General features: G+C 75.9%; 24 protein-coding genes and 2 pseudogenes. 21 read left to right on the top strand and 5 right to left on the bottom strand.

The annotated features are described in order from the left end of the window. The first annotated feature begins 67 nt into the window (after positions 1-67). Positions 68-2,677 carry an ATP-binding protein gene (locus tag ACWGB8_RS27935; protein ID WP_452216375.1) on the top strand — a complete coding sequence of 870 codons (2,610 nt, stop codon included), beginning with the start codon at positions 68-70 and terminating at the stop codon, positions 2,675-2,677. A gap of 174 nt (positions 2,678-2,851) precedes the next feature. Beyond that, positions 2,852-3,256, top strand: a complete 405-nt coding sequence (locus ACWGB8_RS27930; protein WP_452216374.1) for a DUF7144 family membrane protein — start codon at positions 2,852-2,854, stop codon at positions 3,254-3,256. 102 nt (positions 3,257-3,358) lie between these two features. Here ACWGB8_RS27930 and ACWGB8_RS27925 read toward each other — a convergent pair whose 3' ends face one another. After that, positions 3,359-3,526, bottom strand: coding sequence for a hypothetical protein (locus tag ACWGB8_RS27925; protein ID WP_452216373.1), 168 nt, complete (start codon positions 3,524-3,526; stop codon positions 3,359-3,361). Positions 3,527-3,840: 314 nt separating this feature from the next. Here ACWGB8_RS27925 and ACWGB8_RS27920 point away from each other — a divergent pair. Together ACWGB8_RS27920 and ACWGB8_RS27915 are read left to right on the top strand one after the other, a co-directional pair. Then, positions 3,841-4,077 (top strand): annotated as a pseudogene (locus ACWGB8_RS27920) (FAD binding domain-containing protein); the annotation flags it as partial. Positions 4,078-4,080: 3 nt separating this feature from the next. After that, positions 4,081-6,194, top strand: a pseudogene (locus ACWGB8_RS27915) (xanthine dehydrogenase family protein molybdopterin-binding subunit); the annotation flags it as partial. 95 nt (positions 6,195-6,289) lie between these two features. On the opposite strand, the gene ACWGB8_RS27910 reads toward ACWGB8_RS27915, so the two are convergent. After that, a complete protein-coding gene (locus tag ACWGB8_RS27910; RefSeq protein ID WP_452216372.1) occupies positions 6,290-7,486 on the bottom strand; it encodes an alpha/beta hydrolase family protein in 1,197 nt (398 codons plus the stop codon). A gap of 100 nt (positions 7,487-7,586) precedes the next feature. On the opposite strand from ACWGB8_RS27910, the gene ACWGB8_RS27905 reads away from it, so the two are divergent. Beyond that, complete coding sequence (locus tag ACWGB8_RS27905; protein ID WP_452216371.1) at positions 7,587-8,330, top strand: hypothetical protein; 744 nt, start codon at positions 7,587-7,589, stop codon at positions 8,328-8,330. Positions 8,331-8,402: 72 nt separating this feature from the next. Here the strand turns inward: ACWGB8_RS27905 and ACWGB8_RS27900 are convergent, their stop codons facing one another. Both ACWGB8_RS27900 and ACWGB8_RS27895 read right to left on the bottom strand, forming a co-directional pair. Beyond that, on the bottom strand, positions 8,403-8,570 hold the full coding sequence (locus ACWGB8_RS27900) for a hypothetical protein (RefSeq protein WP_452216377.1): 168 nt from the start codon (positions 8,568-8,570) through the stop codon (positions 8,403-8,405). 26 nt (positions 8,571-8,596) lie between these two features. Further along, entirely contained in the window at positions 8,597-8,938 is a 342-nt protein-coding gene (locus ACWGB8_RS27895) for a WhiB family transcriptional regulator (protein WP_452216370.1), read from the bottom strand. Between the two features lie 192 nt (positions 8,939-9,130). On the opposite strand from ACWGB8_RS27895, the gene ACWGB8_RS27890 reads away from it, so the two are divergent. After that, on the top strand, positions 9,131-9,736 hold the full coding sequence (locus ACWGB8_RS27890; RefSeq protein ID WP_452216369.1) for an SGNH/GDSL hydrolase family protein: 606 nt from the start codon (positions 9,131-9,133) through the stop codon (positions 9,734-9,736). A gap of 113 nt (positions 9,737-9,849) precedes the next feature. On the opposite strand, the gene ACWGB8_RS27885 is transcribed toward ACWGB8_RS27890, so the two are convergent. Further along, entirely contained in the window at positions 9,850-10,827 is a 978-nt protein-coding gene (locus ACWGB8_RS27885) for a hypothetical protein (RefSeq protein ID WP_452216368.1), read from the bottom strand. An 84-nt stretch (positions 10,828-10,911) separates the two neighbouring features. Here ACWGB8_RS27885 and ACWGB8_RS27880 point away from each other — a divergent pair, with 84 nt between their 5' ends. From ACWGB8_RS27880 to ACWGB8_RS27810, 15 genes are all read left to right on the top strand, one after another. Then, a complete protein-coding gene (locus tag ACWGB8_RS27880; RefSeq protein WP_452216367.1) occupies positions 10,912-11,184 on the top strand; it encodes a hypothetical protein in 273 nt (90 codons plus the stop codon). Between the two features lie 130 nt (positions 11,185-11,314). Next, entirely contained in the window at positions 11,315-11,806 is a 492-nt protein-coding gene (locus tag ACWGB8_RS27875; RefSeq protein ID WP_452216366.1) for a hypothetical protein, read from the top strand. 31 nt (positions 11,807-11,837) lie between these two features. Then, a complete protein-coding gene (locus ACWGB8_RS27870; protein ID WP_452216365.1) occupies positions 11,838-12,506 on the top strand; it encodes a hypothetical protein in 669 nt (222 codons plus the stop codon). A 139-nt stretch (positions 12,507-12,645) separates the two neighbouring features. Then, the gene (locus ACWGB8_RS27865) at positions 12,646-12,930 is read left to right on the top strand and encodes a hypothetical protein (RefSeq protein ID WP_452216364.1); all 285 of its coding nucleotides are present in this window, start codon (positions 12,646-12,648) and stop codon (positions 12,928-12,930) included. A 1-nt stretch (position 12,931) separates the two neighbouring features. Further along, positions 12,932-13,459: an NUDIX hydrolase family protein gene (locus ACWGB8_RS27860; protein ID WP_452216376.1), complete on the top strand. Its 528-nt coding sequence runs from the start codon at positions 12,932-12,934 to the stop codon at positions 13,457-13,459. 206 nt (positions 13,460-13,665) lie between these two features. Further along, positions 13,666-14,622 carry an NAD(P)H-binding protein gene (locus ACWGB8_RS27855; protein WP_452216363.1) on the top strand — a complete coding sequence of 319 codons (957 nt, stop codon included), beginning with the start codon at positions 13,666-13,668 and terminating at the stop codon, positions 14,620-14,622. Between the two features lie 226 nt (positions 14,623-14,848). Continuing rightward, the gene (locus ACWGB8_RS27850; protein ID WP_452216362.1) at positions 14,849-15,424 is read left to right on the top strand and encodes a dihydrofolate reductase family protein; all 576 of its coding nucleotides are present in this window, start codon (positions 14,849-14,851) and stop codon (positions 15,422-15,424) included. A gap of 248 nt (positions 15,425-15,672) precedes the next feature. Beyond that, a complete protein-coding gene (locus tag ACWGB8_RS27845) occupies positions 15,673-15,966 on the top strand; it encodes a ferredoxin (RefSeq protein ID WP_452216361.1) in 294 nt (97 codons plus the stop codon). Then, entirely contained in the window at positions 15,963-17,360 is a 1,398-nt protein-coding gene (locus ACWGB8_RS27840) for an NAD(P)/FAD-dependent oxidoreductase (protein ID WP_452216360.1), read from the top strand. Before ACWGB8_RS27845 ends, ACWGB8_RS27840 begins: the two co-directional genes overlap by 4 nt. Positions 17,361-17,464: 104 nt before the next feature. Beyond that, positions 17,465-18,721: a cytochrome P450 gene (locus ACWGB8_RS27835; RefSeq protein ID WP_452216359.1), complete on the top strand. Its 1,257-nt coding sequence runs from the start codon at positions 17,465-17,467 to the stop codon at positions 18,719-18,721. A gap of 124 nt (positions 18,722-18,845) precedes the next feature. Then, positions 18,846-19,844, top strand: coding sequence for an alpha/beta hydrolase fold domain-containing protein (locus ACWGB8_RS27830; protein WP_452216358.1), 999 nt, complete (start codon positions 18,846-18,848; stop codon positions 19,842-19,844). Between the two features lie 321 nt (positions 19,845-20,165). Continuing rightward, positions 20,166-23,111 carry an ATP-binding protein gene (locus tag ACWGB8_RS27825; RefSeq protein ID WP_452216357.1) on the top strand — a complete coding sequence of 982 codons (2,946 nt, stop codon included), beginning with the start codon at positions 20,166-20,168 and terminating at the stop codon, positions 23,109-23,111. A 207-nt stretch (positions 23,112-23,318) separates the two neighbouring features. Continuing rightward, positions 23,319-23,582, top strand: coding sequence for a hypothetical protein (locus ACWGB8_RS27820; protein ID WP_452216356.1), 264 nt, complete (start codon positions 23,319-23,321; stop codon positions 23,580-23,582). 59 nt (positions 23,583-23,641) lie between these two features. After that, positions 23,642-24,229 (top strand): DinB family protein, encoded by a 588-nt coding sequence (locus ACWGB8_RS27815; protein ID WP_452216355.1) that lies wholly within the window; start codon positions 23,642-23,644, stop codon positions 24,227-24,229. Between the two features lie 549 nt (positions 24,230-24,778). Beyond that, complete coding sequence (locus ACWGB8_RS27810) at positions 24,779-26,539, top strand: glycoside hydrolase family 35 protein (RefSeq protein WP_452216354.1); 1,761 nt, start codon at positions 24,779-24,781, stop codon at positions 26,537-26,539. The last annotated feature ends 33 nt before the right edge of the window (positions 26,540-26,572 follow it).

The raw sequence follows: 26,572 nt of genomic DNA, 5'->3' as shown, positions 1-26,572 counted from the left end.
GCCCGGGCCGGTCGCCCGCGTCCGCGCACCACCGACCCGCCACCCACGTACGGAAAGAGCAGCGCCCATGGCCCGCGACCTCACCACCGGAACCGGTCACCGGCGGGGCCGGCTGAGGGTGTACCTCGGCTCCGCCCCCGGTGTCGGCAAGACCTACCGGATGCTGGACGAGGCACGGCGGAGACGGGACCGCGGAGCGGACGTGGTGGTCGGCTGGATCGAGTGCCACGGCCGCCGGCACACCGAGGGCATGCTCGCCGGGCTGGAGGTCGTCCCTCGGCTGCGGCGCCCGTACCGGGACGCCGACTTCGAGGCGATGGACCTCGACGCGATCCTCGCCCGCCGCCCGGCCGTCGTCCTGGTGGACGAGCTGGCGCACACCAACATCCCCGGCGGCCGCAACGCCAAGCGCTGGCAGGACGTCGAGGAACTGCTCGACGCCGGGATCGACGTCATCACCACCGTCAACGTCCAGCACCTGGAGTCCTTGAACGACGTCGTCCAGAAGATCACCGGCATCCCGCAGCGCGAGACCGTCCCGGACGAAGTGGTCCGCCGGGCCGACCAGATCGAACTCGTCGACATGGCCCCCCAGGCGCTGCGCCGCCGGATGGCCCACGGCAACGTCTACAAGGCGGAGAAGGTGGACGCCGCGCTCTCCCACTACTTCCGGGTCGGCAACCTGACCGCCCTGCGCGAACTCGCCCTGCTCTGGGTGGCCGGCCGGGTCGACGAGGGCCTGCGCGACTACCGCGCCGAACACCGGATCGACCGGGTCTGGGAGACCAGGGAGCGCGTGGTGGTCGCCCTCACCGGCGGCCCCGAGGGCGCGACCCTGATCCGCCGCGCGGCCCGGATCGCCGACCGCACGGCCGGCGGCGACCTCCTCGCCGTGCACGTCACCCGCAGCGACGGCCTGGCCGGGGCGTCCTCGGGCGCGCTGGCCCAGCAGCGGCACCTGGTGGAGAGCCTGGGCGGCAGCTACCACGTGGTGGTCGGCGACGACATCCCGACGGCGCTGCTCGCCTTCGCCCGCGCCCACGACGCCACCCAGCTCGTCCTCGGCACCAGCCGCCGCGGCCGGCTGAACCGGTTCCTCACCGGCCCCGGCACCGGTCAGATCACCGTGGACGCCTCCGAGGACATCGACGTCCACATGGTCACCCACGAGTTCACCGGCCGCGGCCGGCTGCCCGCGCTCGGCCGCCGCCACTCCCGGCGCCGCACCGTGGCCGGCTACGCGGCCGGGTTCGTCCTGCCCTGGCTGATCACGGCGGTGCTCTCGCAGTTCCACGCTTCGGTGAACCTGACCACCGACGCACTGATCTTCCAACTCGGCGTCGTGGCGGTCGCGTTGCTCGGCGGCGCGATGTCCGCCCTGGTGGCGTCCGTCATAGCGTCGCTGCTGCTGAACTACTTCTTCATCCAGCCGGTCCACACCTTCACCATCGGCGAGACCAACAACCTCATCGCGCTCGCGGTCTTCGCCGCCGTCGCCCTCACCGTCTCCACCGTCGTCGACCACGCCGGCCGGCTCACCGCCCGCGCCGCCCGCGCCACCGCCGAGGCCGAAACCCTCTCCACCCTGGCCGGCAGCGTGCTGCGCGGCGCCGACGCACTGCCCGCCCTGCTGGAGAAGTCCCGCACCGCCTTCGGCATGCGCACGGTGGTCCTGCTCGACAGCGGCACCGGGGCGGTGCTCGCCCGCAGCGACGGCGCCACGGAGCCGGAGGACGGCGGCAGCGGCGCCCGCGACACGACCGAGGCCGCCGTGGGCCCGGCGGCCGTCCTCGTCCTCACCGGCCGGCGGCTGCCCGCCGCCGACCAGCGCGTCCTCACCGCCTTCGCCGCGCACGTCGCCGCCGCCCTGGAACGCGACCGGCTCGCCGTCGCCGCCGCCGAGGTCGAACCCATCAGGGCCGCCGACCGGATGCGCACCGCCCTGCTCGCCGCCGTCAGCCACGACCTGCGCACCCCGCTCGCCGCCGCCCTCGCCTCGGTCGGCTCGCTGCGCAGCCCCGACGTCGAGTTCTCCCCCGAGGACCGGGCCGAACTGCTCGCCACCGCCGACGAGTCCCTCGTCCGGCTCACCCGCCTGGTCGACAACCTGCTCGACATGAGCCGCCTCCAGGCCGGCGCCCTCACCCTCCACCTCACCGCGACCCACCTGGACGAGATCCTGCCGCGCGCCCTCGACTCGCTGCCCGACCCGTACGCGCCCGTCCAGCCGCTCGACCTGGACACCGTGCCGGCCGTCCTCGCCGACCCGCCGCTGCTGGAACGCGTCCTCGCCAACGTCATCACCAACGCGCTGCGGCACAACGCACCCGGCGCGCCCGTCCTGGTGGCCGCCAGCCACCTGCGGGACCGGGTGGAGGTCCGGGTGGTCGACCGCGGCCCGGGCATCGCCCCGGAGGACCGCGACCGCGTCTTCCTGCCGTTCCAGCGCCTCGGCGACACCGACAACACCACCGGCGTGGGCCTCGGCCTGGCGCTCTCCCGCGGCCTCGCCGAGGCGATGGGCGGCAGCCTGGACGTCGAGGACACCCCCGGCGGCGGAGCCACCATGCTGCTCACCCTCCCTGCCGCACCCGGCCCCGCGCGGCCGGCCACCGGACACCCCGCGGCGAGGTCCGACGCCGACGACGGCGGCCCCGACCGCAGCAGCGGCCGATGAACCACATCCTGGTCGTCGACGACGAGCCGGCCCCCGCGCCGGTGCCGGGTGGTTTCCGGGCCGCGGCGGGGCGCCGGAGTAGCAGCACCCGCACAGCCGTGGCAACTTGGTGGTGGAGGCCTCCGCCAGGGTCGCACGGAAACGGGCGACGGTTCTCACCGAAGGAGCCCGATCATGGCCAGCAACGTCAGCCACAAGCCGTTCGCGGCGGGCTGGACCGTCTTCGCAGCCTGCCTGATGGTGTTCGGCGGCACGATGGCGGTCTTCCAGGGAATCGGCGCCATCGTCAACGACGACCGCTATGTCATCACCGGCAACTACGTCTACTCGTTCGACGTCACCGGCTGGGGCTGGGTGCACCTGATCCTGGGCCTCGTGATCGTGGTCGCGGGCCTGATGCTCTTCAGCGGGGCGATGTGGGCGCGGGTCGTCGGTGTGATCGCCGCAGGACTGAGCATGATCGCCAACTTCCTGTGGATTCCCTACTACCCGTTCTGGGCGATCGTCCTGATCGCCGTCGACGTCTTCGTCATCTGGGCCCTGACGGCCGGCACCCACCGGCAGGAGGCCCGCGCCTAGCCGGGGCGGGTCCGACCATGCGCGTCGGCGCAGCGGCAGCGGACGTGCCCGCGGGCCGTGCCGGAGTCCCCGGCACGGCCCGTTCGACCGGCTCCGGCGGGTTCAGCGGCGGCCGAGCAGCCTCGCCAGGAAGCCGCCGCCCTTCTTCGCGTTCCGGTCGCAGCTGCACCGGTCGGCCCGGGGCACCCCGGCGAGCACCTGGTCGACGTGCATGCCGCACCCCGCATAGCCGGCCTTGCCGCAGGTGCGGCACACGGTACGTCGACACATCGCAGTACTCCTCGCGGGTTGGTGCGGAAAGCGGTCCTTCCTCGTCCAATATACCTCCCGGGGTATTTCCGGGGCCCGCGCGGCCGGCGCCACCCGCAGCGCCGCTCTCCGGTCCGGGCCCGGATCCGGAGGCCGCTCTTGCGTCGCGCCTTGCATTCGCAAGGCTACAGTTCGTGGCGCCATGTCGATGCGAGGGCTGCCACCTGGTTGATCAACCAATTCGAACGGGACGGCGTGGTGCTTGAGTCCACTCCACCGGGTCGGTGCGCGTTGCTTGAATCGCCCTACTGAACGGGCGAGGACGGTGGTGGGACGTGGATCTGAACACGGTGGTGGAGGTGCGCGACGCGCGGCGCCGCGACACCTGGCGACCCGGGGACGCGTGGCTGGGCGGGGGGACGTACCTGTTCTCCGAGCCGCAGCCGCACATCCGCCGGCTGATCGACCTGAGCCGGATGGGCTGGGAACCGGTACGGCTGACCGCGGCGGGCGACCTGGAGATCGCCGCGACCTGCACCATCGCCGAGCTCTCCCGCTTCGCCCGGAACGCGGAGGTGGTGGCCGTGTTCACCCACCACGACGCGCCGGACACGCTGTACTCCTCGGCGCGGCACGAGCACCCGGCCGAGGATCCGGACGACACCCGGGTGCTCGACGACGTGGTGCGCTTCGTGGGCCAGCGGGTGGCCGCGGTGGTCGCCGAGAGCGAGGCGGCGGCCGAGGAGGGCTGCCGGAGGATCGAGGTCGGGTACGAGGAACTCCCCTTCGTGCTCGACCCGGAGGAGACGATGCTGCCCGGCGCCCCGCCACCCCAAGGGCCCGGAGTCGCGGATCGCCCGCGCCGCGAACAACGTCTGCGGCGAGGCGCACGGCGAGATGGGCGACGTCGAGCAGGGATTCCGCGAGGCCGACCTCGTCTACGAGGAGACCTTCCGGACCCAGCGGGTCCAGCGCGCCAGCCTGGAGACGCACGGCTGCGTCGCGTACTTCGAGACCGGCGAGGAGACGGACGGGGAGCGGATCGTGGTCCGCTCGTCCACCCAGGTGCCGTTCCTCACCCGGCGGGCGCTGTGCGACCTCTACGACCTGCCGATGGAGAGGGTCCGGGTGGTCGCGGGCCGGGTGGGCGGCGGCTTCGGGGGCAAGCAGGAGATGCTGACCGAGGACATCGTGGTGCTGGCGGCCCTGCGGCTGCACCGGCCGGTGAAGCTGGAGTTCACCCGCGCCGAGCAGTTCCACGGCGCCACCACCCGGCACCCGTTCGGGATCACCGTCCGGATCGGCGCCAAGCGGGACGGCACCCTGACGGCGCTGCAGTACCGGGTGGTGGCGAACACCGGCGCGTACGGCAACCACGGGCCGGCCGTGATGTTCCACAGCGTCGGCGAGTCGATGGGCGTCTACCGGGCGCCGCACAAGAAGGTCGACGCGTACTCCGTCTACACCAACGGCGTGCCGGCCGGGGCGTTCCGCGGCTACGGGCTGGGCCAGGTCACCTTCGCCGTGGAGTCGGCGATGGACGAACCGGCCCGCCGGCTGGACCTAGACCCGCTGGTGCTGCGGGAGAAGAACATCATCGGCCCGGGCGAGCACATGGAGGGGCCGCTCGGCGAGGAGGAGGACCTGCACATCGCCTCGTACGGGCTCGACCAGTGCCTGCAGGTCGTACGGAACGCGCTCGCCGACGACACCAGTGCCGGACTCGCCCCCGAGGGCTGGCTGGTGGGCCAGGGCTTCGCCATGGCGGCGATCGCCTGCGGCCCGCCCGGCGGCCACCTCGCCGACGCGACGGTGGCCCTGCTGGAGGACGGCACGTACGACATCGCCGTCGGCACCGCGGAGTTCGGCAACGGCACCACCACCGTGCACCAGCAGATCACCGCGGGGGCGCTCGGCACCACCGTCGACCGGATCGCCGTCCGGGTCCGACACCGACGTGGTCCGGCACGACACGGGGGTGTTCGGCTCGGCCGGGACGGTCGTCGCGGGCAAGGCCGTGATGCGGGCGGCCAACGCCCTCGCCGAGCAGATCCTCTCGTTCACCGCGGAGTACGCCCGCACCCCGCGCAGCCTGCTGCGGCTGACCGCCGACGCGGTCGACTGCGACGGGCGCACGGTCGCGCTGAAGGAGGTCTTCGAGGCCGCCCGCAGCCGGGGCGTCGACCTGAGGGCGGACGGCCACTTCGGCGGCTCGCCGCGCTCGATCGCCTTCAACTCCCAGTGGTTCCGGATCGCCGTCGACCCCGACACCGGGGAGATCCGGATCCTGCGCAGCGTCCACGGCGCCGACGCGGGGAAGGTGATGAACCCGATGCAGTGCCGCGGCCAGGTCGAGGGCGGCGTCGCCCAGGCCCTCGGGGCGACGCTCTTCGAGCAGGTGCTCGTCGACGACCGCGGCGAGGTCACCACCGCGGCCTTCCGCCGCTACCGGCTGCCGGCCTTCGCGGACGTCCCGCGGACCGAGGTGCACTTCTCGCAGACCTCGGACGCCATCGGGCCGCTGGGCGCCAAGTCCATGAGCGAGAGCCCGTTCAACCCCGTCCCGCCCGCCTTCGCCAACGCCCTGCGCGACGCCACGGGCATCCGCTTCACCGAGGCGCCGTTCCTGCGGGACAGGGTGTGGCAGGCCCTCGACGAGCACCGCAGGCGCGGCGGCGCGGCCGGTTGACGGCCGCCTGGGCCTGGGCCTGGATGGGGGGCGGGGTCGTCGGCAGGGGTGGGGACCGGGCGTGTTCCCGACCCCCACTCCCGCGGTACCGCGCCTCAGGGCCGGTGGAAGACGACCTCGGGGTCCGCCGCACTCGGGCCGTCCAGCCGCGGGGCGGGGATGCCGCGCAGCTGGAGGTCGAAGAACGCGCCGACGTACGAGCGGACGATCTGCTGCGAGCGGGCACCGGACAGCGGCGTCTCCGGGTGGGGGTAGCCGGACGCGTCCCCGAGCACCGGCCAGTCGGTGAAGCCGGGGTGGCCCATGCCCGTGACGGTCAGCCAGCGCTTCCAGCCGTCCAGCCGGGGCCAGGCCTCGCCCCAGGACGGGTCGTCGAGGTCCGGCGGCAGGAGGGCGGGGTCGCCGGCGACCATCAGGAAGGGGCGCCCGTTCAGACCGGCTTCGGGGACCGGGGTGAAGAACGTGCCGTCCAGGTTGGCGCCGGCGTCCACCCGCGGGTCGGCGGCCATGGTGGCCGAGGCCGCGTTGCCGCCGATGGAGTGCCCGGCCACGCCGATGGCGCGCGGGTCGATCAGCCAGGAGTGGCGCCAGGCCGGGCGCGGGCCGGTGAGCCGGTCCAGGACGAAGGAGAGGTCCTTGGCCCGGCCGTCGGACACCCGGCGCAGGTCGCGGGTCGGGAACACCTGCTCGCAGGCCTGGCAGGCGAGGAGCCGGCCGCCGGGGAAGACCGTGCCGTCCGACTCGTAGGCGTGGTCCACGGTGGCCACGACGTAGCCCCGGCTGGCAAGGTCCTCCGCGAGTCCGGTGAGCGAGGCCCGGGGCATCGTGAAGCCGGGGGAGAGCACGACCAGCGGGTAGCGGCGCGGAGCGGTGGCGCGGGGCACCGCACCGGCGCGGGCGTGGGTGCGGGTGGCCGCCACCCGCTCGGGCGTGGTGTGCTCGGCGAGCTGCCCGCGGTCGGTGAGCAGCGCCTTCGCCTCGTCGACGGCCAGGTAGGGCGCGGGGGTTCCGGTGCCCTCGTGGGCCGGGTAGTACAGCGAGAGCATCAGCTCGCGGTCCTCGGCGGGCACCCAGGGGTCCTTGCGGCCGCGGTCGACGAGGTGGACGGTGTCCCGGCCCACGGCGAAGTTGCCGGTCGGGCGCGGGAGTTCGATCCGGGCGGGGCCCTGCCCCCGACCGGCGGGCGGATCGGCGGGCCGGTCGGCGGCGGACGCCGGAGCGGCGAGGGCGGTCGGTGCGGCGAGCACCGCCGTGGCAGCGGCGACCGCTAAGGCGTGGATGATCTTCTTCATGCCCGCATCATAGGGCAGCGAAGGCAAGGCTTACCTAACTCGCCGACAGTGGTCCTGGCGCATTTGACCAGGTGGGGGCGGGGCGTCCATTGTTCGCCCCATGTCGAACAGCAGGACGGATGCCTCTCCCGTCGCCGATACCGCGGAGGGCGCCGCGGATCCCGCCGCCGGGTCCTCCGCGGACCGGCTCAAGGCCCGCTGGGCCGAGCCGGCCGGACCCGTCCCACCCTGGTGGCAGCGGGTGCAGCGGCGGACCTGGGTCACAGCGGGTGCGGTCGCGGGCGCGCTCCTCGTCGCCGGGGCGCTGGCCACCGTGCTCGGACCGGACTCGCCGGAGAGCTTCCGACTGGACCCGCCGCAGACCGTCGGGCAGTTGACCCGGGAGCCGGACGGCACGGGGCAGTACGCGCAGCTCGACCGGGAGCTGTTCCCCGACCTGCCGGGGACGACCCGGTACCGCGAGCACTTCGTCACCGCCTACCGGCTGCCCGGCAGCGCCGAGGCCGACTTCCTGGTGGCCGGTGCCACCGGCTCGTTCGCGGCGCCCGTCGGCGAGTTGGACCGCCTCCTGGGCAGTGTGGACCCCGTCCTGGTGCCGAACCCCGCGGGTACGCCCTCCTCGTCCGGCGGGTACACGGTCTTCTCGCCCGGCCCGCTCGGCGGCTTCCTCAAGTGCGTGGGGCACCAGATCGGGCAGGTGCCCACCTGCGCCTGGGCCGACCAGGGCGGCACCACGATCGGCGCGGTGGCGGACCACCGGAGCGGCACGACCACGGACGACCTGCCGGCGCTCGCCGAGCGCACCCGTGCCATCCGCGAGGCGATGACGCACCGGGTGGAGTAGCCCGCGGCGGCGCCGGCGGCGGGGCGGCGCGGGCTGCGGTGACGGGGGCCGCCGGCTGTCGGGCCGGCGCGATCACCGGGTGGGGTGGCGTCCGGAGCGGCGGAAGCGGACGCCGGCCAGGGCCAGCGCGGCGAGGAACACGAGGATGCCGAGGAACAGCAGGTAGAGCAGGCCGTCGGCGACCGCGCCGATCAGGCCCAGGACGACGGCGGCCAGGACCAGCAGCAGGACCCACATCACGGCGGTACCTCCTTCGTGTACGGCGGTCAGGCGGCCGGCCGCGCGGACCGGCCCGCCGCGGGCCGGCGCGGGGCCGTGGACGGGCCTGTGGTGCCGCGCCGGGCCAGCAGCGAGGACCGCTCCGTCTCGGTGAGGCCGCCCCACACGCCGTACGGCTCACGGGTCAGCAGGGCGTGGCGCCGGCACTCGATGCGGACCGGGCACCGGCCGCAGACCTGTTTGGCGGCCTCGTCCCGGTCCTTCGCGGCGGCTCCGCGCTCGTTGCTGGGGTGGAAGAAGACGGCGCTGTCGACCGTGCGGCACTCGGCGCGCAGTTGCCAGTTCCAGTGGTGCTCGGCTGCCCCGGGCAGGCGGGAGGTGGAGGCCACGACCACAGCTCCTTCGAGTCGATCGGTCGGAGATCGGTGCTCCGATCGTCTGACCCGATCGGCGGATTCCATGCCTCCCGAACTCGGTCGATGCGCGCGGGAAGATCCGGAACGGTGGCATCGTTGGCGTCCATGATCGACTGCGCCCGTCGGGCGTGCTGCGAGCAACCGAACACGAGGGGGACCTTCCACATGATCGAACTGTCGTCGAAGCCGATGACCTGGGTGGCCGCGGGGGACAGCATCACCCAGGCCGTCCTGCACACCCACGGGGCGCGGGGCTGGGTCGAGCACCTGGCCGAGCGGATCGGCTGGCAGCTCGGCCGGCTCACCGACGTCGTCGTCAACACCGGCGTCTCCGGCTGGCGGGCTTGCGACGTCCTCGGCGAGTACGACCACCTGATCGGCCGCTTCACCCCGGACGTGCTGTCCGTCTCGCTGGGCACCAACGACGCCCGGGCCGGGCTCGCCGGGCTGGACGCCTTCCGCACCGACCTGCGGGAGATCGTCGACCGCTCCGCGGGCGCGCAGATCGTGCTGCACACCCCGGTGCTGGTCAGCACGGTCGGCCGGGCGGTCCGGTCCGACATGCCCGCCTACTGCCGGGTCGTCCGGGAGATCGCCAAGGAGACCGGCGCGCTGCTCGTCGACCACGAGGCCCACTGGCTGGCCCGCTTCCCCGACGGCGAGCCGATCGCCTGGCTCGACGACCCGGTCCACCCCAACGCCGCCGGGCACCTCGCGATGGCCGACCTCACCCTGCGCACCCTGGGCCTCGGCGAGCTGACCGAGCTCTGACCGAGCTCTGACCGACCTGCGACCGGCCTCTGACCGGCCTCTGACCGGCCTCTGACCGGGTCCAGCGCGGCGGGCGGGAGGCCGCCCGGCCCCGCCCCGCGGCGGGACGGGGGTCACCCCGGATCCAGCTCCGCCAGCCGCTGCGCCGCGCGGGCGGCGGCCTCCCGGGCCCGCTCGGTCCGCCCCCGCGCCGTACGGGCGGCCCGGTCGGCGGCCTTCCGCTGCCGCTCGGCCCCGGCGAGGCCGGCCCGGGCGGCGGCGTCGCGCTCGCGGGCCTCCTCCAGGGCGGTACGGGCCCGGGCGGCCTCGTCCTCGGCACGCTCGCGGGCGCTCCCGGCGGCGGCGAGCCCGTCGTCGGCCTCCTGCGCCCGCCGCCCGGCCTCCACGGCGGCCCGCTCCGCCTCCTCGGCCGCCGCCCGGGCCTCGGCGAGGGTGCGCCGCCGTTCCTCCTCGGCGGCCCGCCCGGCCTTCGCGGCGGCGTCCCCGGCCGGGGGCTCCGCGGTGCCCGGGGCCTCCCGGGGTGCCTTCCCCGGACCCTTCCGTACGGCCTTCCGGGCTGCCCCGGCGGCGGGGGCCGGGGTGGGATCCGGGGCGGGGACCCGATCGGCGGCGCCCGGCCACAGCACCGGCTCCAGGACGGCCGACAGGTGCCCCTCGGCCAGCAGCCGCCCGGCCTCCGGGTCGGCGAGCGCCGCGGTCAGGGTCCGCTCCAGCCCGTCCAGGGCGTCCGCCCCCAGCACCTGCCCCGCGGACCGCGCCTCCTCCCCGGCCCGGGCGACGAGGGCGTGCACGAGGCGGCGGCGCCGGTCGGCAAGCTCCCGCAGCTGCTCACCGTGCAGGTGCGCCTGGGCCTCCCGGAGCGCGCCGCCGAGGTCCAGCAGGTCCCGGACCAGGCCGGGCCGGCGGTGGGCGAGCAGGTTCGCCGCCCAGGCCGCCAGGGTGGGGCGGTGCAGCGCGCGGACCCGCTTCGCCAGGGCGGGGTCGTCCTTCTTCACCCGGTCGGCGGCAGTGTTGCGGGCGGCGGTGAAGTCGCCGGGCGGCAGGGTGTGGAGGGCGTCGGCGATCTCGTCGAAGGGGGTGCGGGCGTTCATCGCTTCGGACGGTACGGCCCCCGGACGGGCTGCGCCCGGTGGCGGCGTCGCCCGGGTGTCAGAGGCGGTTGGGATGCTGGGCGGATGGACGACGAGACGCTGATGCGGGGCCGGGTCTACGGCGCGGACCACGAGGACCCGGACCCGGGGCCGCAGCCCGGCCGCGACTACCGGGAGCTGTGCGCGGGCCCGCTGGACGGCCTGCTGCTCGACGTGACCGGCTGGAGTGCCGAGGAACTCGCCGACGGCGCCGCGCTGCGCACCGAGATCGGCCGCTACGGAGCGGGCGGCCGGACCCACTACGAGCCGCGTCCCGGGGACCTCCGCCGCTGGGACTGGGTCGGCGACACGCGCTGACGGCGGGGGCCGGCCCGGGCGGGCTGCGCGGTGGCGTGCGGGCGGGAGCCGGCGGGCGCCGGCGCGAATCGGCGGGACTGCACCGGACGCGGGGGCGTGCGGTCGGGGCCCGTCGGTCGTTGGGCTGGGCATGGCGGAGGAGACGGGCAGTGGAGCGCAGCGGCTGCCGATGGTGTGGGCGCTGGCAGTGCGGGAGACGGCCGAGGGGGTGCCGCTGGCCGAGGTGATCGTCGAGGTCGGCCCGGTGCTGCACGGCGAACTGGTGGAGCACGCGGTGGACAGCGGGTTCGTCCTGGCGGCGGGGGAGCCGCCGGAGACGACGGCGGTGGTGGAGGTGGCGGGCGACCGGCTGATGCGGTTGGTCCTGGTGGGCGGCCGGCAGGTGTGGGAACCGGCCACCCGGGTGCCCGCCTCGCCGGGGTGGCTGGCGGCGGCCGGGATGCGGGGGGCGGTGGCCGTGATCGTGGTGGCGCCGGGGACGTGGCCGCCGGACCTCATGGAGCTGGAGCCGGCCGAACAGGCCGCCGCGTTCAACCGGAGCCTGGAGGAGGCCCGGACCGCGGGGCTGGTCCTGCACGGGACGGCGGGCGTCCGGGAGGTGTCGGACGACGCTGACGTTTGATCACCTCGGGCAATTATCGAACAATAGTTCTATGACTGCTGCCGTGCCGTTCTCGCGTCCCCACCGCTCGCCGGAGCGGCACCAGGGCGACGCCGAACCGGCGCCGCGCGAGCTGATGACCCTGCCCGGCGCGCACCGCGACGTCCGGCGGTGGCGCCTGGTCGAGATCCGCCTCGGCGGGCACTGGCGGCCGGCCGTGCTCACCGTGTGGCGGCGCCCGCCGGGCGGCACCGGCTGGGTCGTCCACGTCGCCTGGGGCGAGGACGCCCCCGGCCGCGAGAACTGGGGCTGGTTCCTCTTCGACGACCAGCGGATCCGCCCGCTGCCCGAGCCCGCCGGCACCGGGCCTGCCGGAGTCGGCCCCGCCGGCGCGGGAGGGCAGCCGGACGCCGTCCTCGTGCCGCGCGAACTCGCCGGGCCGCCCGCGACCGCCCCCGCCGAACGCTGCTGGCGGCTGGCCTGGCTGCGCACCGGGGGCGCCTGGCACTCGGCGCTGGTCACCGCCCGCCGCAGGCCCGCCCCCGGCATGCCCTGGATCGCCCACGCCCGCTGGGGCGAGGACCGCTCGGCGGCCTGGGTGATCGCCGACCCCGCCGCCCTGCGCCCCGTGGGCTCCGGTGGATCCGACGGACCCGGTGGTCCACCGGGTCCGGCCGAGGGCGGCGCCCCGGCCGGCGGGCCTGTCGAACCCGGCCGGTAGCGTCGTCCCCGCCCGCACGGGCACCGCGGACGACCGCCGCGCCCCGTCTCGGAGCACACCGCATCGGCCCGCACCGGACCGCGGCGAGCGCATCACCAACTCCGCCCTCGACATTGGGGACCGCCTCGTCGAGCGCGCCATGGAACGGGGCGGCTGGGCCGAGGTCCGCGAGCAGTTCCTCCCGCGGCTGGAGGCGCTGATCGCCGCCGCCCGGGAGGGGCGCGTCGGGGAGTCCGAACTGCTGCCCGTGTTCGGATTCCTGGAGGGGCCGAGGTACCTCGACCCGGCCGCGGCGCTCGTCGCCGTCGGCGCCGCCGGGTTCCACCCCCGGCAGCCGTCGGCCCGAACTCCCGCTGCCCGCCTGACTCGGGCGGGGCGGCGGGCTGCGGTGCCGTCGGGCGACGTACGATCGGCCAATGTCTGACATGACGGAGACCACACCGGGCTGGCTCGCTCCCGAGGAGCTGGAGACCACGCGGGCCCGGATACCGATTCTGTACGTCGAGGCGGTCCCGGTGCGGGTGGACGACGCCGGCGAGGTGGTCCAGATCGGGCTGCTGCTGCGGATCGGCCCGGACGGCACGGTCAGCCGCACTCTGGTCTCGGGCCGGGTGCTGCACCACGAGCGGATCCGCGACGCGCTGGTCCGGCACCTGGAGAAGGACCTCGGTCCGGTCGCGCTGCCCCGGATCCCGGTCTCGCTCCAGCCGTTCACGGTTGCCGAGTACTTCCCGACCCTGGGGATCACCGAGTTCCACGACCCCCGCCAGCACGCCGTGTCGCTCGCCTACATCATCCCGGTGGCCGGCGACTGCCGACCGCGGCAGGACGCCCTCGACCTGGTCTGGTTCACCCCGGAGGAGGCGGCGTCGCCGCTCGTCCAGCAGGAGATGCCCGGCGGGCAGGGCGCGCTGCTCAAGCGCGCCCTCGCCCACGTCGGCTGCCTGCCCTGACCCCCGGTCGTGCGCTGAGGGCGCGGCCGGGGCCGCGCCTCCCTCCGTGCCCTGCACCGCAGGACGCGGAGGGAGGCGCGCATCAAGGCCCTTGCGGGACGGGCCGGTTGGCCGGCTCTGTGCTGATACACTCACCGCACTCGATCCGCAGCCTCGGCCGTTCGGCCAGGTGCAAGATCTCCGCCCAGCGTGGAAAGGTCTTGCCCGTGGACAACTTCGTGCACGCACCCTCGGTGGCGGCCGGGAGCCGCTACCTGCTGACCGCGGTCGCCCCGTGCAAGCGCGAGGGCAGCAGCCCGACCGGCCTCGTCGGCCGCCGCCTGGCCCGCCAACTGCTCGCCCTGGACGGCCGGGTGCGGGTACTCGCCGAACCGGGCCAGTGCGACGACTGGCCGGCCGGCGTCGACGTGGTCGAGGGCTCCGTCACCCGGCCGCTCGCGAACTCCCGTGCCTTCGACGGGATCGAGGCGGTCTTCCTGGCCGGCGCGCACCCCGCCACCGTCGGCGACGCCCTCGCCCTGGCCCGGGACGCGGGGGTCCGCAAGGCGGTCCTGCTGTCCTCGCACGGGTCGGAGTACGAGGCGGCGTACCCGCCGGAGACCTGGCACTGGCTGGCGGTCGAGCGGGCCGTCGAGGCGTCCGGGCTGCTCTGGACGCACCTGCGGCCCTCGGCCGTGATGGGCGCGGCCCTCGAAGGCAGCTACCCGGCCACCGGATCCGACTGGCCCGCGAGCGTACGCGCCGAGGGCACCGTCCGCGAGGCGCTCCTCGACCGGGGGCACTACCCCTTCATCCACGAGGAGGACCTCGCGGCCGTGGCCGCGGCCGCACTGACCCGCGACGACTTCACCGGGACGGTCCTGGAGGCGATCGGCCTGCCGATCAGCACCCGCGCGCGGGTCCGCAGCCTCGCCGCCGCCCTCGGCCGCGACCTGGCGGCCGTCGAGCTCACCCCGGCGGAGGGCCGCGCGGTCTGGCAGCGCCACGGCTGGCCCGACGGCGCCGTCGACGTCACCCTGTACGCCCTGGAGCAGTACGCCGACCACTACGCCGAACTCGTCGACTGGACCCTCGCCCAGCGGCCCTCCGTCCGGTCCGTCATCGGCCGGCCCCTGCTCACGTTCGACGACTGGGTGCGCGAACACATCGCCGTCTTCCGCTGACGCGGCCGAGCCCCGGGGCCGGCGCCCCGGGGCCCGCCGTCCGGATCGTGTAGCCGGGGTGAACGCACGTGTCGTTCTTGGTACTTGCCGCCCGACCGGCGCATCTCGCAGGCTGGAGGCATCGCCCCGGCCACGGGTGGCGGACGCCCCGCGGTCCACAGCACCGCGGGCGCGGCCCCCGGACGGTGCCGCAGGCGCCCCCTACCGACCCAGGAGCGGCACGTCCATGCGCAGGATCATCAACTCCACGTACATCTCCCTCGACGGCGACACCGAGGGACTCGACCAGTGGTCGTTCGACTACTGGAGCGACGACCTGGAGCGCTACGCGAACAAGCTGCTGTTCGCGGCCGACGCGCTGCTGATGGGCCGTCGGACGTACGTCGACTTCGCTTCGGCCTGGTCGAGCCGGGCCGGCAGCGACGCCTTCGCCGACCGGATGAACGGCATCGACAAGTACGTGGTCTCCTCGACACTGCCCGGCGGCGACTGGGGCAGGACCGCCGTGCTCGCCCCGGACCGGGCCGTCGCGGAGATCGCCGAACTCAAGGCGCAGCCGGGCGGCGACATCCTCATGTACGGCTTCGGGCCGGTCGCCAGGACCCTGCTGGCGCACGGCCTGCTGGACGAGGTGCACTTCTGGGTGCACCCGGTGATCGCCGGCGGCGGCACGCTCGCCGCGGACGGCTTCCGGCACCGGCTGGAGCTGGCCGGCACCCAGGTGCTCGACACCGGCGTCGTGGTCCTCACCTACACCCCCCGCACCGGGGGAGCCGGGCCCGCCGGATCCCGGTCCGCGTAGTCCCGGTAGCCTGCGGGGCGACCCCCGCCGGGCGGTTCGCGGAACTCGTGGTCGTCGCCGAACTGCCGGAGCCGGTCGACCGGGGCGACAACGAGGACCTCGAAGAGCCGCTGCGCGCCCGCGGGGTGCTGAGCAGCGCTGCGGTTGCGCCGGGCCGCATCACCCCTCCGGAGAGCTCCGGGGGGCGCGGCCGGCGGTCGTGGCGGAGGCTGGCACCGGACATGCCCCTCCTCGAAAGGCGGAGCCCGATGAGGGTGGTCGTCGACTTCAACCGTTGTCAGGGATACGCACAGTGCGCCTTCCTCGCCCCGGACGTGTTCACCATGCACGGGGACGAGGCCCTGCTCTACACCCCGCTCGCCGGAGCCGACCAGCAGGAACGGCTGGCCCGGGCGGTCGCCGCCTGCCCGGTCCGCGCCATCCTCGTGGACGACGTGGACGACGTGGACGACGCGGACGGCCCCGGTCGCCCGGACCACCGCATCGCCGCGGCCGCGGCCGGTACCGCAGCCGCCGGCCCGAGCGGAGGCGGTGCGCGGTGAACCGGGACGCCTGGACCGACTGGCTCCGCCGCGAGGGCCGCATCGTCGTCGTCGGCGCCTCGCTCGCAGGACTGCGCGCCGCCGAAACCCTCCGCGACGAGGGCTTCACCGGCTCGCTCACCCTGATCGGCGACGAGCCGTACGCGCCGTACGACCGGCCGCCGCTCTCCAAGCAGGTCCTGCTGGGCCGCTCCCCGGCCGAGCACACCGCCCTGCCGCAGCGCCGCGACGTGGACGCCGAATGGCGGCTCGGCTGCGCCGCCACCGGCCTCGACCTGGCCGCCCGCCGGGTGCGGCTGGCCGACGGCGACACCGTCGGCTACGACCGGCTGCTCATCGCGACCGGCGTCCGGGCCCGCCCCTGGCCCGTCGCGGCGGAGGCCGCCCTCGACGGCGTCCTGGTGCTGCGCACCCGCGACGACGCCGTACGGCTGGAGCAGCACCTCGCCCGCGGCCCCCGCCGGGTCGTCGTCATCGGCGCGGGCTTCACCGGCTCGGAGATCGCCTCGGGCTGCCGGGAACGCGGCCTGGACGTGACCGTCGTGGAACGCGGCGGGGCGCCGCTGGTCGGCGCGCTCGGCGCGGTGCTCGGGGACGTCGCGGCGCAGATGCACCGCGCGGGCGGGGTCGACCTGCGGTGCGGCGTCAAGGTGACCGGGCTGGAGGGCGACGCCGCGGGCCGGGTGCGCTCGGTGCACCTGTCGGACGGCAGCACCGTCGAGGCGGACGTCGTCGTCGTCTCGCTCGGCGCGATCCGCAACACCGACTGGCTGGCCGGTTCGGGCCTGGGCGCCGGACCGCGCGGCATCGCCTGCGACGCGGGCTGCCGGGCGTTCGACGTCCGCGGGATCGTCACCGACGACGTGTTCGTCGCCGGGGACGTGGCCCGCGCCCCGCACCCGCTGTTCGGCTACCAGTTCCTGTCGCTGGAGCACTGGGGCAACGCGGTCGCCCAGGCCGAGATCGCCGCGCACAACATGATCAGCCCGGCGCCCGAACGCCGGCCGCACCTCTGGGTGCCCGCGTTCTGGTCCTCCCAGTTCGGGGTGAACATCAAATCGGTCGGCGTGCCGTCGATGGGCGAGGAACTCGTCGTCGCCCAGGGCTCGCTCGCCGAACGCCGGTTCACCGCCGTCTACGGGCACCGGGGCCGGGTGGTCGGCGCGGTCACCTTCGACCACGGGCGCTGGCTGCCGTTCTACGAGGAACTGGTCCAGCGGATCGCCCCCTTCCCGCCGGAGTTCGACACCCTGGACGGCCGCCCGGACGGCGCCGAGCCGGTCGCGGCCGGCTTCCCCGACCCGTCCGTGCCCTCGCACGGTCCGACGGTCACCGTCAGCGGCTACTCCCCGGCCGACCGGAAGATCACTTTCACCCCTCCCCGGGCCGTGTGACCCGCCCCGGCCTCCCGGACCGTGTGACCCACTCCGGGCCGTGTCACCCTCCCCGGGCCGTGTGACCCGCCCCGCCGCCGCCCGCGCCTTCCCGAAGGACCGTGATGACCGAGCCCTCGCTCCTGCAGCAGATGACCGACTACGCCAACCGCCACGACCCGTACCCGCTGTACGCCCGCCTGCGCGAGAGTCCCGTGCACCACGACGAGACCGGCCCGTACGTGGTCGGCGGCTACTACGCCCTCCGCAGCCTCCTCCACGACCCGCGGGTCAGCTCCGAGGTCCGCCACCGCTCGGCCACCGACGAGGCGCTGCCCGGTGAGGACGGCGGCGCGGGCGACGGGATGCTGCCGCCGTCCTTCCTGCGCCTCGACCCGCCCGAGCACGACCGCCTGCGCGCCCTGACGAACCGCCCGTTCGGCCCCCCGCACAGCCCCCGCCGGGTCGACGGCATGCGCGGCGAACTGCACACCATCGTCACCGGCCTGATCGACGGACTGGAGGACGGCGAGGGCTCCGGGGACGGCACCGTCGACCTGGTGGAGCGGTTCTCCTACCCGTTCCCCGTCACCGTGATCTGCCGCCTCCTCGGCATCCCCCGCGCCGATGAGGCCCAGTTCCACGACTGGGCCGACGCCCTCGTCGCCTCCCTCGACCCCCAGCCCGGCCAGGACACCACCGAACGCGACCGCGGCGTGCAGCAGGCCCGCATGGAACTCGGCCTCTACCTCAACAACCTGATCGAGGAACGCCGCCGGGACCCGGGCGACGACCTGCTCTCCCACCTCGCCTCCGGCCGGGGCGTCGAAACACCGATGACCCCGATGGAGGTGCTCGCCCACGCCGCCCTCCTCCTGATCGCCGGGCACGAGACGACCGTCAACCTCATCACCAACGGCATGCTCACCCTGCTGCGCCACCCCGAGATCCTGGAGCGGCTGCGCGCCGACGCCCGGCTGGCCGTGCCGCTGGTGGAGGAACTGCTGCGCTACGAGCCGCCGGTGCAGATGCTGCCCAACCGCACCCCCATCGCCGACATCGAGGTCGGCGGCGTCACCATCCCCAAGGGCTCCTCGCTGTACCTGGTCGTGGCCGCCGGCAACCGCGACCCCGAGCGGTTCGCCGACCCGGACCGCTTCGACCCGGACCGCCCCGACATCCAGCACCTCGGCCTGGGCAGCGGCATCCACAGCTGCTTCGGCGCCCCGCTGGCCCGCCTGGAGGCCCAGCTCGCCCTCGCCGAACTCGCCCGCCGACTGGAGCGCCCCAGCCTCGTCGACGACCCGCCCCCCTACCGCCAGAACGCCGTCCTCCGCGGCCCCCGCCACCTCAGACTCACCATCGACGGCGTCCGCGCGTAGCCCGGCACGGCGAGCGCCCCACCCCGCGCCGGCGGCCGGGACTGGTCCTGGCCGCTGGTGTGCGACGATCGGGCGGCGGGCGGTCCCCGGCCGGGGGTGACCGGGGCAGGGGGAGGTGCCTGGCGTGGGGAGCGGTGACGGGGTGTCGGGCCGGCGGGTGCCGCCGTTCGATCCGGAGCTGGGCGCGGTGCTGGACGGGCTGGGGGACACGGCGCGGGAGCAGCTCACGCCGGAGCGCGTGGCGGCCTGGCAGGAGCGGGACGCCCTGCGCCGACCCCGGCCCACGGACCGGGAGTTGGCGGCCGGCGGGCTGTTCGAGATCGAGGAGCTGCGGGTGCCGGGCGGCCCGGACGGCGTGGAGGTCGCGCTGGTCTGCGGGCGGCCGGCCGGGGCTGCCGGGCCGCTGCCGGTGCTGTACTACCTGCACGGCGGCGGGATGATCATGGGCAACGCCCGGTCGGTGCTCCCGCGGGCGCTGCGCGACTGGGCGCTCCCGCTGCGAACGGCCGTCGTCTCCGTCGAGTACCGCCTCGCACCGCAGGCGCAGTACCCGCTGCCCCTGGAGGACTGCTGGGCCGGACTCGTCCGGGTCGCCGAGGACGCGGCCGGGCTGGGCCTCGACCCGGACCGCATCGTGCTCGGCGGGAAGAGCGCCGGCGGCGGGCTGGCGGCCGCCCTGGCCCTGCTCACCCGGGACCGCGGCGGACCGGTGCCGATCGGCCAGCTGCTGCTGAGCCCGATGCTCGACGACCGCGACCGCACCTTCTCCCACCACCAGCTGGCCGGCCACGACACCTGGGACCGCACCTCCAACACCACGGCCTGGCGGGCGGCGCTGGGACCCGCGTACGGCGCGGAGGACCTGCCGCCGTACGCGGCCCCGGCCCGGGCCACGGATCTCTCCGGGCTGCCGCCCACCTACATCGAGGTCGGGTCGGCCGAGACCTTCCGGGACGAGGCCGTCGGGTACGCCGATGCCCTCTGGCGGGCCGGCGGCGAGGCCGAACTGCACGTGTGGGCGGGTGCGTTCCACGGCTTCGACACCGTCGCGCCGCAGGCCGCCGTCAGCCGGGACGCCGCCGGGGCCCGGCTGCGCTGGCTGCGGCGGCTGCTCGCCCGGTGAGCGGACCGCCCGCGCGCTGTTCGGCGCCCGGTGCCACGGGAGCCGCGCGGACGCGCGGCGGGAGCGATCCGGGGGCCGGTGCGTACGGATGGGTAGCGACCCCTATTGATCCCCGCAGTCTTCCGGCGGTCTTCTTGATCAGCGGCCCGCTGCGGCCGTCCCGCCCGAGCAAGGCCAGGTGAACGGCATGCACGTCCTCGCCCACCCCGCCGTCCCCGCCCGGCCCGCCGCCTTCGCCGCGGGGCATGATGGGGGCATGCCCGGTGCCTCCGCAACCCCCGCGCCCCGCCCCGTCCGGCGGCAGCGGACGGGCGGTCGGCGGTGAACGCGCCGTCGCGGCCGGGCACGCGCGCCACCGGGTTCGCCTTCGTCGGCCGCCGTCCCGAACTGGCGCGGGCCGTCGCGGCCCTCGCCGTGCCGCCCGCCGTGCTGCTGGTCGAGGGCGAGTCGGGGATCGGCAAGTCGCGCCTGGTCGCCGAGGCCCTCGCCGCCGTCCGGACCCGGGTGCCCGCCGCGCGGTCCGGGCCGCACCCCGACCGGCCCGTCCTGACCGGCTACTGCCACCCGCTGCGCGAGCCGCTGCCGTACGGGCCGGTGGTGGACGCGCTGCGCGGGGTCGCCGCGCTGCTGCCGTCCGGCACCGCCCTGCCGCCCAGCGCGGGTGCGCTGCGCCGGGTGCTGCCCGACCTCGCGCCGGTGCTGCCGCCGGACCCCGCCGATCCGGCGGACGGTGCGGCCTCCGCCCGCCACCTGCTGGTGCAGGGCGTCCGGGCGCTGCTCGGCGCGCTGGGCGAGGTGATCCTGCTGGTCGAGGACCTGCACTGGGCCGACGAGGAGACCCGCGAACTGCTGCTCCAGCTGGCCCGCGACATGCCGCCGCAGCTCACCCTGGTCCTCACCTACCGCCCCGAGGACCTGCCCGCCGGGACCCCGCTGCTGGGCGCCGCCTACCGCCGGGCCCCCGGGGTCGGCGGAGACCTGCTGCGGCTGGGCCCGCTGAGCGAGACGGACGTCCACGACCTGGCCCGGACCGCGCTCGGCACCCGGGCCACGCCCGAACTCGTCCGGGTGCTCTTCGACCGCAGCCAGGGCCTGCCGCTGGTCGCCGAGGAGGACCTGATCACCATCGCCGAGCGGCCCGCACCGGCGGGGCGCGCGGGCGGCGACGCGGTCGCCGAACTGGAGCACGGCGAGGTGCCGCAGGGGCTGCGGGACGCCGTCGAGGAGCGGCTCGCCCGGCTCGGCCCGGCCGGCTCCGCCGTGGTGGCCGCCGCCGCAGTCCTCGGCGTGCAGGCCGACGAGGACCTGCTGGCGGCCGTATCCGGGCTCGACCACGCCGCGGCGGCCGACGGCCTGACCGAGGCGCTGGCCGCGGCGGTCGTCCGGGAGAGCGCCCCGGACCGCTACACCTTCCGCCACGCACTCGCGCAGCAGGTCGTCTACCGGGGCCTCCCGGGCCCCCGACGGCGGGCCCTGCACCGCAGGGCGATCGCCGTCCTGGAGGCCCGCGAGCCGCGTCCGCTGGTCCAGATCGCCCACCACACCCTGGCCATGGGCGACCGCCGGGCCTGGCAGGACCTCGCCCAGGCCGCCGCCGACCAGGCGGTGGCGCTCGGCGACACCGGCAGCGCCGTCACCATGCTGCGCAGCCTGCTGGAGGTGGCGGACCTCGACGCCCGGCGCCGCGGCCGGGCAGCCCTCACCCTGGCCCGGATCGCCGCCAACGACGTCGACCCGGTGGCCAGCACCCACGTCCTCAGCGGCATGATCGCCGACCCCCGGCTGCCGGTGGCCGACCGCGGCGAGATCCGCCTGGCGCTCGGCTTCCTGACCGCCGTGCACAGCGGCAACCGGGCCGGCTTCGACCGGATCCGGGAGGCCCTGGACGAACTGCAGGAGCGCCCGGTGCGCGCGGCCCGCGCCATGGTGGCGATCGCCATGGACGAACGCGAGGAGGGCGGCCGGCAGTCCTGGGAGTGGCTGGCCCGGGCCGAGCGCCTGCTGGAGCGCAGCCCGGACGAGGAGGTGGCGGCGGCGGTGCGCGCCACCGAGCTGACCTTCATGGCGCGCGACGGCGACCCGGCGGTCTGGGAACGGCTGGCCGAGCTGCCCCGGTCGTCCGAACGGGCCGAGGTGCTGCGCCAGACCACCCGTGCGCTGTACAACACCGGCGAGATCGCCATCGAACTCGGCCACGACCGCCGGGCCGGCCACCTGCTGGCGGAGAGCCGCCGGCTGGCCCGGCTGGCCGCCATCCCGTACCTGGAGTGCTACAGCCGCCTCGCACTGATCCGGCTGGACGCGCTGGCCGGGCGGTGGGACGACATGGAGGAGCGGTTCGCCTCGCTGGGCGCCGAGTTCGACGACCTCGCCATGGCCGGGGCCGAGCGCTCGCTGCTGATCGGCCGGACGGCGGCGGCCCGCGGCCGGCTGGCCCAGGCGCGCGAGGAGTTCGAGGTCGCCGCCCGCTTCGGACGGCGCGAGTCGCAGGTCACCGCGGCGCTGCGGGCGGCCGCCGGGTACGCCGGGCTGCAACTGGCCGAGGGCGACGCCGCGGGAGCGGCCGGTACCGTGCGCCCCGCCGTCGACGCCGCCCGGCACGCCGGGGCCTGGGCGCGGACCGCGGAACTGCTCCCGGTCGCGGTCGAGGCGCTGCTCGCCACCGGCGAGCCCGGGCCGGCCCGCGAGCTGGCCGAGGAGGCGGCCGCCGCCCTCGCCGGCCGCGACGCCCCGGCCGCCTCGGCCGGCCTCGACCTGGCCCGCGGCCTGCTGCTCGCGGCGGCCGGCGAGGACGGTGCCGAGGACGCCTTCGCCGAGGCCCGGGACCGCTGGCGGGAGATCGGCCGGCCCTACGAGGCGGCCCGCGCCGAGGAGCGGATCGGCGTCGCCCTGGCCGCGCACGACCGGGCCCGCGCGGGCGAGCGGATCGCCGCCGCCGAGAAGGTCTACCGGGACCTCGCCGCGACCTACGACACCGCCCGCTGCCAGAAGCTGCGACGGGTGCTCGACCTGGGCGGCACGGTCTCCCCGGGGCGGCGCGGCTACGGCCGCCGGCTCTCGCCGCGCGAGCGGCAGGTCGCCGAACTGCTCGCCCAGGGCGCCGGCAACCAGGACATCGCCCAGGCGCTGTTCCTCTCCCCGCGCACGGTGGAGCACCACGTGGCGAACGTGCTGCACAAGCTCGGCACCAGCCGCGCCGACGCGGCGCAGGCCCTGGCCGACGCGGACGCCGACGGCGGCGCACCGGGGGACGGCCGGACCGGCTGACGGGCGGCCGGTCGGCCTGACGCGACGGCGGTTCAGCCTGACGCGACGGCCCGGCTCCGCAGCGTTCGGGACGGCCCGGGCCCGGCTCCGCAGCGTTTCGGCCCGACGATGGGCAGTCACCCGCATTGTTTCGCCCGGGTCGGAGCGGATTGGCTGGGAGCAGTCCCCGGAGCGCCCACCCCGCTCGTCCCGACCTCGGAGGCCCCCATGTCCACGCGACCCACCCCGCACACCCCGGGCGGCGGCTGCCCCGTCGCCGGCCGCCCCCGCGCCTTCGTGCCGCGGCAGCGCACCGCGGGGGCCACCGGACCCGCCCGGGCCACCGTGCGGATCACCCCCGCGCTGCGCCGGGCGGCCCGGACGGTGCCGAGCCTGGTCCGGCTGGCCCGCCTCAGCCGGCCGCTGCGGGAGGCCGAGCACCGCGCCGTCCGGTACGACGCGCCGGAGTGGGACGACCTCTGGGTGTGCTGACCCCGTCGTGCGGTCGGCCACCCGGGCGGCCGTCGGTGCCCGGTGGCAGGATGCCCGGCATGACCCCGACGACGCCCAAGGACGACCTCCGCCGCTACCTCCAGGAGGCCCGTGACGCGATGCTGTGGAAGCTGGAGGGCCTCGGCGAGTACGACGTCCGCCGCCCCCTCACCCCGACCGGCACCAACCTGCTCGGTCTGGTCAAGCACCTGGCCGGGGTGGAGCTGGGGTACTTCGGCGACACCTTCGGCCGCCCGTACTTCCGGGGCGATCCGCCGGCCTGGTGGTACACCGAGACCGACGACCCCTTCGCCGACATGTGGGCCACCGCGCAGGAGTCCCGCCGCGACATCACCGAGCTGTACCGCGCGGCCTGGCGCCACTCCGACCGCACCGTCGAGGCGTTGGACCTGGACGCCACCGGCCGGGTGCCGTGGTGGCCGGCCGAACGGCGGGAGGTGACGCTCCACCACGTGCTCGTGCGGATCACCGCGGAGACCCAGCGGCACGCCGGCCACGCCGACATCCTGCGCGAACTCCTCGACGGCGCCGCCGGCCGCTCGGCGGGCGACACCCTCCCGGACGGCGACTGGCAGCGCCACCGCGAGCGGCTGGAGGAGGCGGCCCGGCAGGCGGCCGGGGGCTGACCGCCCGTCGGCGACCGGGCCGGGCGGGCGGGCCGGGTCCGTGCCGCCCCGAGGGTATGCCGACCTGCGGAAACCCGGAGGCGGGCGGCAGGGCGCCTGCGGCAGGATGGCGCGGGTGAACCCGGCGCCCCCGCCCGGGCCGCCGAGCTGCTGACGCTGGCCGGGCGCCGCCGGGCCGGTCTCGACGCGGAGACCGTGCAGGAGCTGCGCGCACTCCTCGACGGCCGGGCGGCGGACCGCCGTTGACGCCGGACGGCCCGGGGTGGGTCCCGTCGAGCAGAGGGCAACACATTCGAACATCAGTGATCACGGGGCTTGTCCGTTATCGTGGGAACCGGCCGGGCTCATCGGGGCGGTCGCGACGGCGCCTGCCCCGGACCGCCCGGAAGTGCCGCAGCCGACGGGCCCCTGACGCCACCGCACACGACCCGCCGAGGCCGATCGCCGAGGGTCGCCTGCCGACCGGCCGTCGGCCGCCCCCGGCCCGGGGCTCCCCGTCGCGTGCCCGGCCCGCCCGCGCCCCCCGACACCCTGAGGAGCAGCATCCCCATGTCCGGTCTCCAGATCGACGGCGACGGCTTCACCCTCGACGGCGCGCCCTTCCGCATCCTCTCCGGCGGCCTGCACTACTTCCGGGTCCACCCCGACCAGTGGGCCGACCGCCTGCGCAAGGCACGGCTGATGGGCCTCAACACGGTGGAGACGTACGTCCCGTGGAACCTCCACCAGCCCACGCCCGACACCGTCGTGCTGGACGGCGGCCTGGACCTGGCGCGCTTCCTCGACCTGGCCGCCGCCGAGGGGCTGAAAGTGCTGCTGCGTCCGGGTCCGTACATCTGTGCGGAGTGGGAGGGCGGGGGCCTGCCGTCGTGGCTGCTGGCCGAGCCGGGCATCCGGCTGCGCAGTCAGGACCCGGCGTACCTCGCGGCCGTGGACGCCTGGTTCGGGCGGCTGGTCCCCGCGGTGGCCGCCCGGCTGGCCACGCGGGGCGGCCCGGTGATCGCGGTGCAGGTGGAGAACGAGTTCGGGGCGTACGACGACGACACCGCGCACCTGGAGCACCTGGCGGAGCTGCTGCGCGGGCTGGGGGTGGACGTGCCGCTGTTCACCTGCGACCAGCCGGGGGACCTCGCGCGCGGATCGCTGCCGGGGGTGCTGGCGACGGTGAACTTCGGCAGCCGGGCGGGGGAGGGGCTGGCCGCGCTGCGGGCCCACCGGGGCACGGGCCCGCTGCTGTGCGCGGAGTTCTGGATCGGCTGGTTCGACCGGTGGGGCGGTCACCACGTGACCAGGTCGGCCGAGGACGCCGCCCGCGAACTGGACGAGCTGCTCGCCACCGGAGCGTCCGTCAACCTCTACATGTTCCACGGCGGCACCAGCTTCGGCTTCACCAACGGTGCCAACGGCAACCACGGGTACCGGCCGACCGTGGGCTCCTACGACTACGACGCGCCCCTGGACGAGGCCGGCGACCCCACCGAGAAGTACCGGGCCTTCCGCGACGTCATCGCCAAGTACACCGAACCGCCCGCCGAGCCCGTCCCCGGCACCGCGCCCAAGCTCGCGGACCGCGAGGTGCCGCTGACCGAGCAGGCGGCCCTGTTCGCCGACCTCGCCGCCCTCGGCAGCCCCGTCACCGCCGAGCACCCGCTGACGATGGAGCAGCTCGGCCAGGACTTCGGGTTCGTCCTCTACGAGACGGTGCCGGGCACGACCGGTCCGGCCGTCCTCGACCTCGGCGACGTCCGGGACCGCGCGCAGGTCTTCCTCGACGGCCAGCCCGTCGCCGTCCTGGAGCGCGAGAACGACGAGCACGCGGTGGCCCTGCACGTCCCGCGGGCGGACAGCGTCCTGCGCGTGCTGGTGGAGAACCAGGGGCGGGTCAACTACGGCCCCGGCATCCACGACCGCAAGGGCCTGCCCGGCCCCGTCCTCCTCAACGGCCGGCCCCTGACCGGCTGGACCAGCCTCCCGCTGCCGCTGCGGACCCCGGACGGGCCCGGCTTCACCCCCGCCGGGCCGACCGCCGGACCGGCCGTCGGACCGGCCCTCCACCGCGGGACCTTCCGGGTGGACGGGCCCGCCGACGCCTTCGTCCACCTGCCCGGCTGGGGCAAGGGCACCGTCTGGGTCAACGGCTTCCACCTCGGCCGGTACTGGTCGCGCGGCCCGCAGCGCTCGCTCTTCCTCCCCGGCCCGGTGCTGCGCCCCGGCGACAACGCGGTCACCGTGCTGGAACTGCACGCCCCGCCGGGCCACCGCACCGTCCGGCTGAGCGGAGCGCCCGCCCTGGGCCCGACCTCCGAGTGACCGGCCACAGCCGCCGGCCCGGGGCGCGCACCC

Source organism: Kitasatospora sp. NPDC054939 (assembly GCF_053610105.1).
This window is presented reverse-complemented; position numbering and strand designations above follow the sequence as displayed.

Excerpts from the sequence above, each read along its gene's own strand:
- ACWGB8_RS27935 (WP_452216375.1), top strand. The coding sequence starts at position 68 with ATGGCCCGCGACCTCACCACCGGAACCGGTCACCGGCGGGGCCGGCTG.
- ACWGB8_RS27930 (WP_452216374.1), top strand. The coding sequence starts at position 2,852 with ATGGCCAGCAACGTCAGCCACAAGCCGTTCGCGGCGGGCTGGACCGTC.
- ACWGB8_RS27925 (WP_452216373.1), bottom strand. The coding sequence starts at position 3,526 with ATGTGTCGACGTACCGTGTGCCGCACCTGCGGCAAGGCCGGCTATGCG.
- ACWGB8_RS27910 (WP_452216372.1), bottom strand. The coding sequence starts at position 7,486 with ATGAAGAAGATCATCCACGCCTTAGCGGTCGCCGCTGCCACGGCGGTG.
- ACWGB8_RS27905 (WP_452216371.1), top strand. The coding sequence starts at position 7,587 with ATGTCGAACAGCAGGACGGATGCCTCTCCCGTCGCCGATACCGCGGAG.
- ACWGB8_RS27890 (WP_452216369.1), top strand. The coding sequence starts at position 9,131 with ATGATCGAACTGTCGTCGAAGCCGATGACCTGGGTGGCCGCGGGGGAC.
- ACWGB8_RS27885 (WP_452216368.1), bottom strand. The coding sequence starts at position 10,827 with ATGAACGCCCGCACCCCCTTCGACGAGATCGCCGACGCCCTCCACACC.
- ACWGB8_RS27880 (WP_452216367.1), top strand. The coding sequence starts at position 10,912 with ATGGACGACGAGACGCTGATGCGGGGCCGGGTCTACGGCGCGGACCAC.
- ACWGB8_RS27875 (WP_452216366.1), top strand. The coding sequence starts at position 11,315 with ATGGCGGAGGAGACGGGCAGTGGAGCGCAGCGGCTGCCGATGGTGTGG.
- ACWGB8_RS27870 (WP_452216365.1), top strand. The coding sequence starts at position 11,838 with ATGACTGCTGCCGTGCCGTTCTCGCGTCCCCACCGCTCGCCGGAGCGG.
- ACWGB8_RS27865 (WP_452216364.1), top strand. The coding sequence starts at position 12,646 with ATGGAACGGGGCGGCTGGGCCGAGGTCCGCGAGCAGTTCCTCCCGCGG.
- ACWGB8_RS27860 (WP_452216376.1), top strand. The coding sequence starts at position 12,932 with ATGACGGAGACCACACCGGGCTGGCTCGCTCCCGAGGAGCTGGAGACC.
- ACWGB8_RS27850 (WP_452216362.1), top strand. The coding sequence starts at position 14,849 with ATGCGCAGGATCATCAACTCCACGTACATCTCCCTCGACGGCGACACC.
- ACWGB8_RS27845 (WP_452216361.1), top strand. The coding sequence starts at position 15,673 with ATGAGGGTGGTCGTCGACTTCAACCGTTGTCAGGGATACGCACAGTGC.
- ACWGB8_RS27835 (WP_452216359.1), top strand. The coding sequence starts at position 17,465 with ATGACCGAGCCCTCGCTCCTGCAGCAGATGACCGACTACGCCAACCGC.
- ACWGB8_RS27820 (WP_452216356.1), top strand. The coding sequence starts at position 23,319 with ATGTCCACGCGACCCACCCCGCACACCCCGGGCGGCGGCTGCCCCGTC.
- ACWGB8_RS27815 (WP_452216355.1), top strand. The coding sequence starts at position 23,642 with ATGACCCCGACGACGCCCAAGGACGACCTCCGCCGCTACCTCCAGGAG.
- ACWGB8_RS27810 (WP_452216354.1), top strand. The coding sequence starts at position 24,779 with ATGTCCGGTCTCCAGATCGACGGCGACGGCTTCACCCTCGACGGCGCG.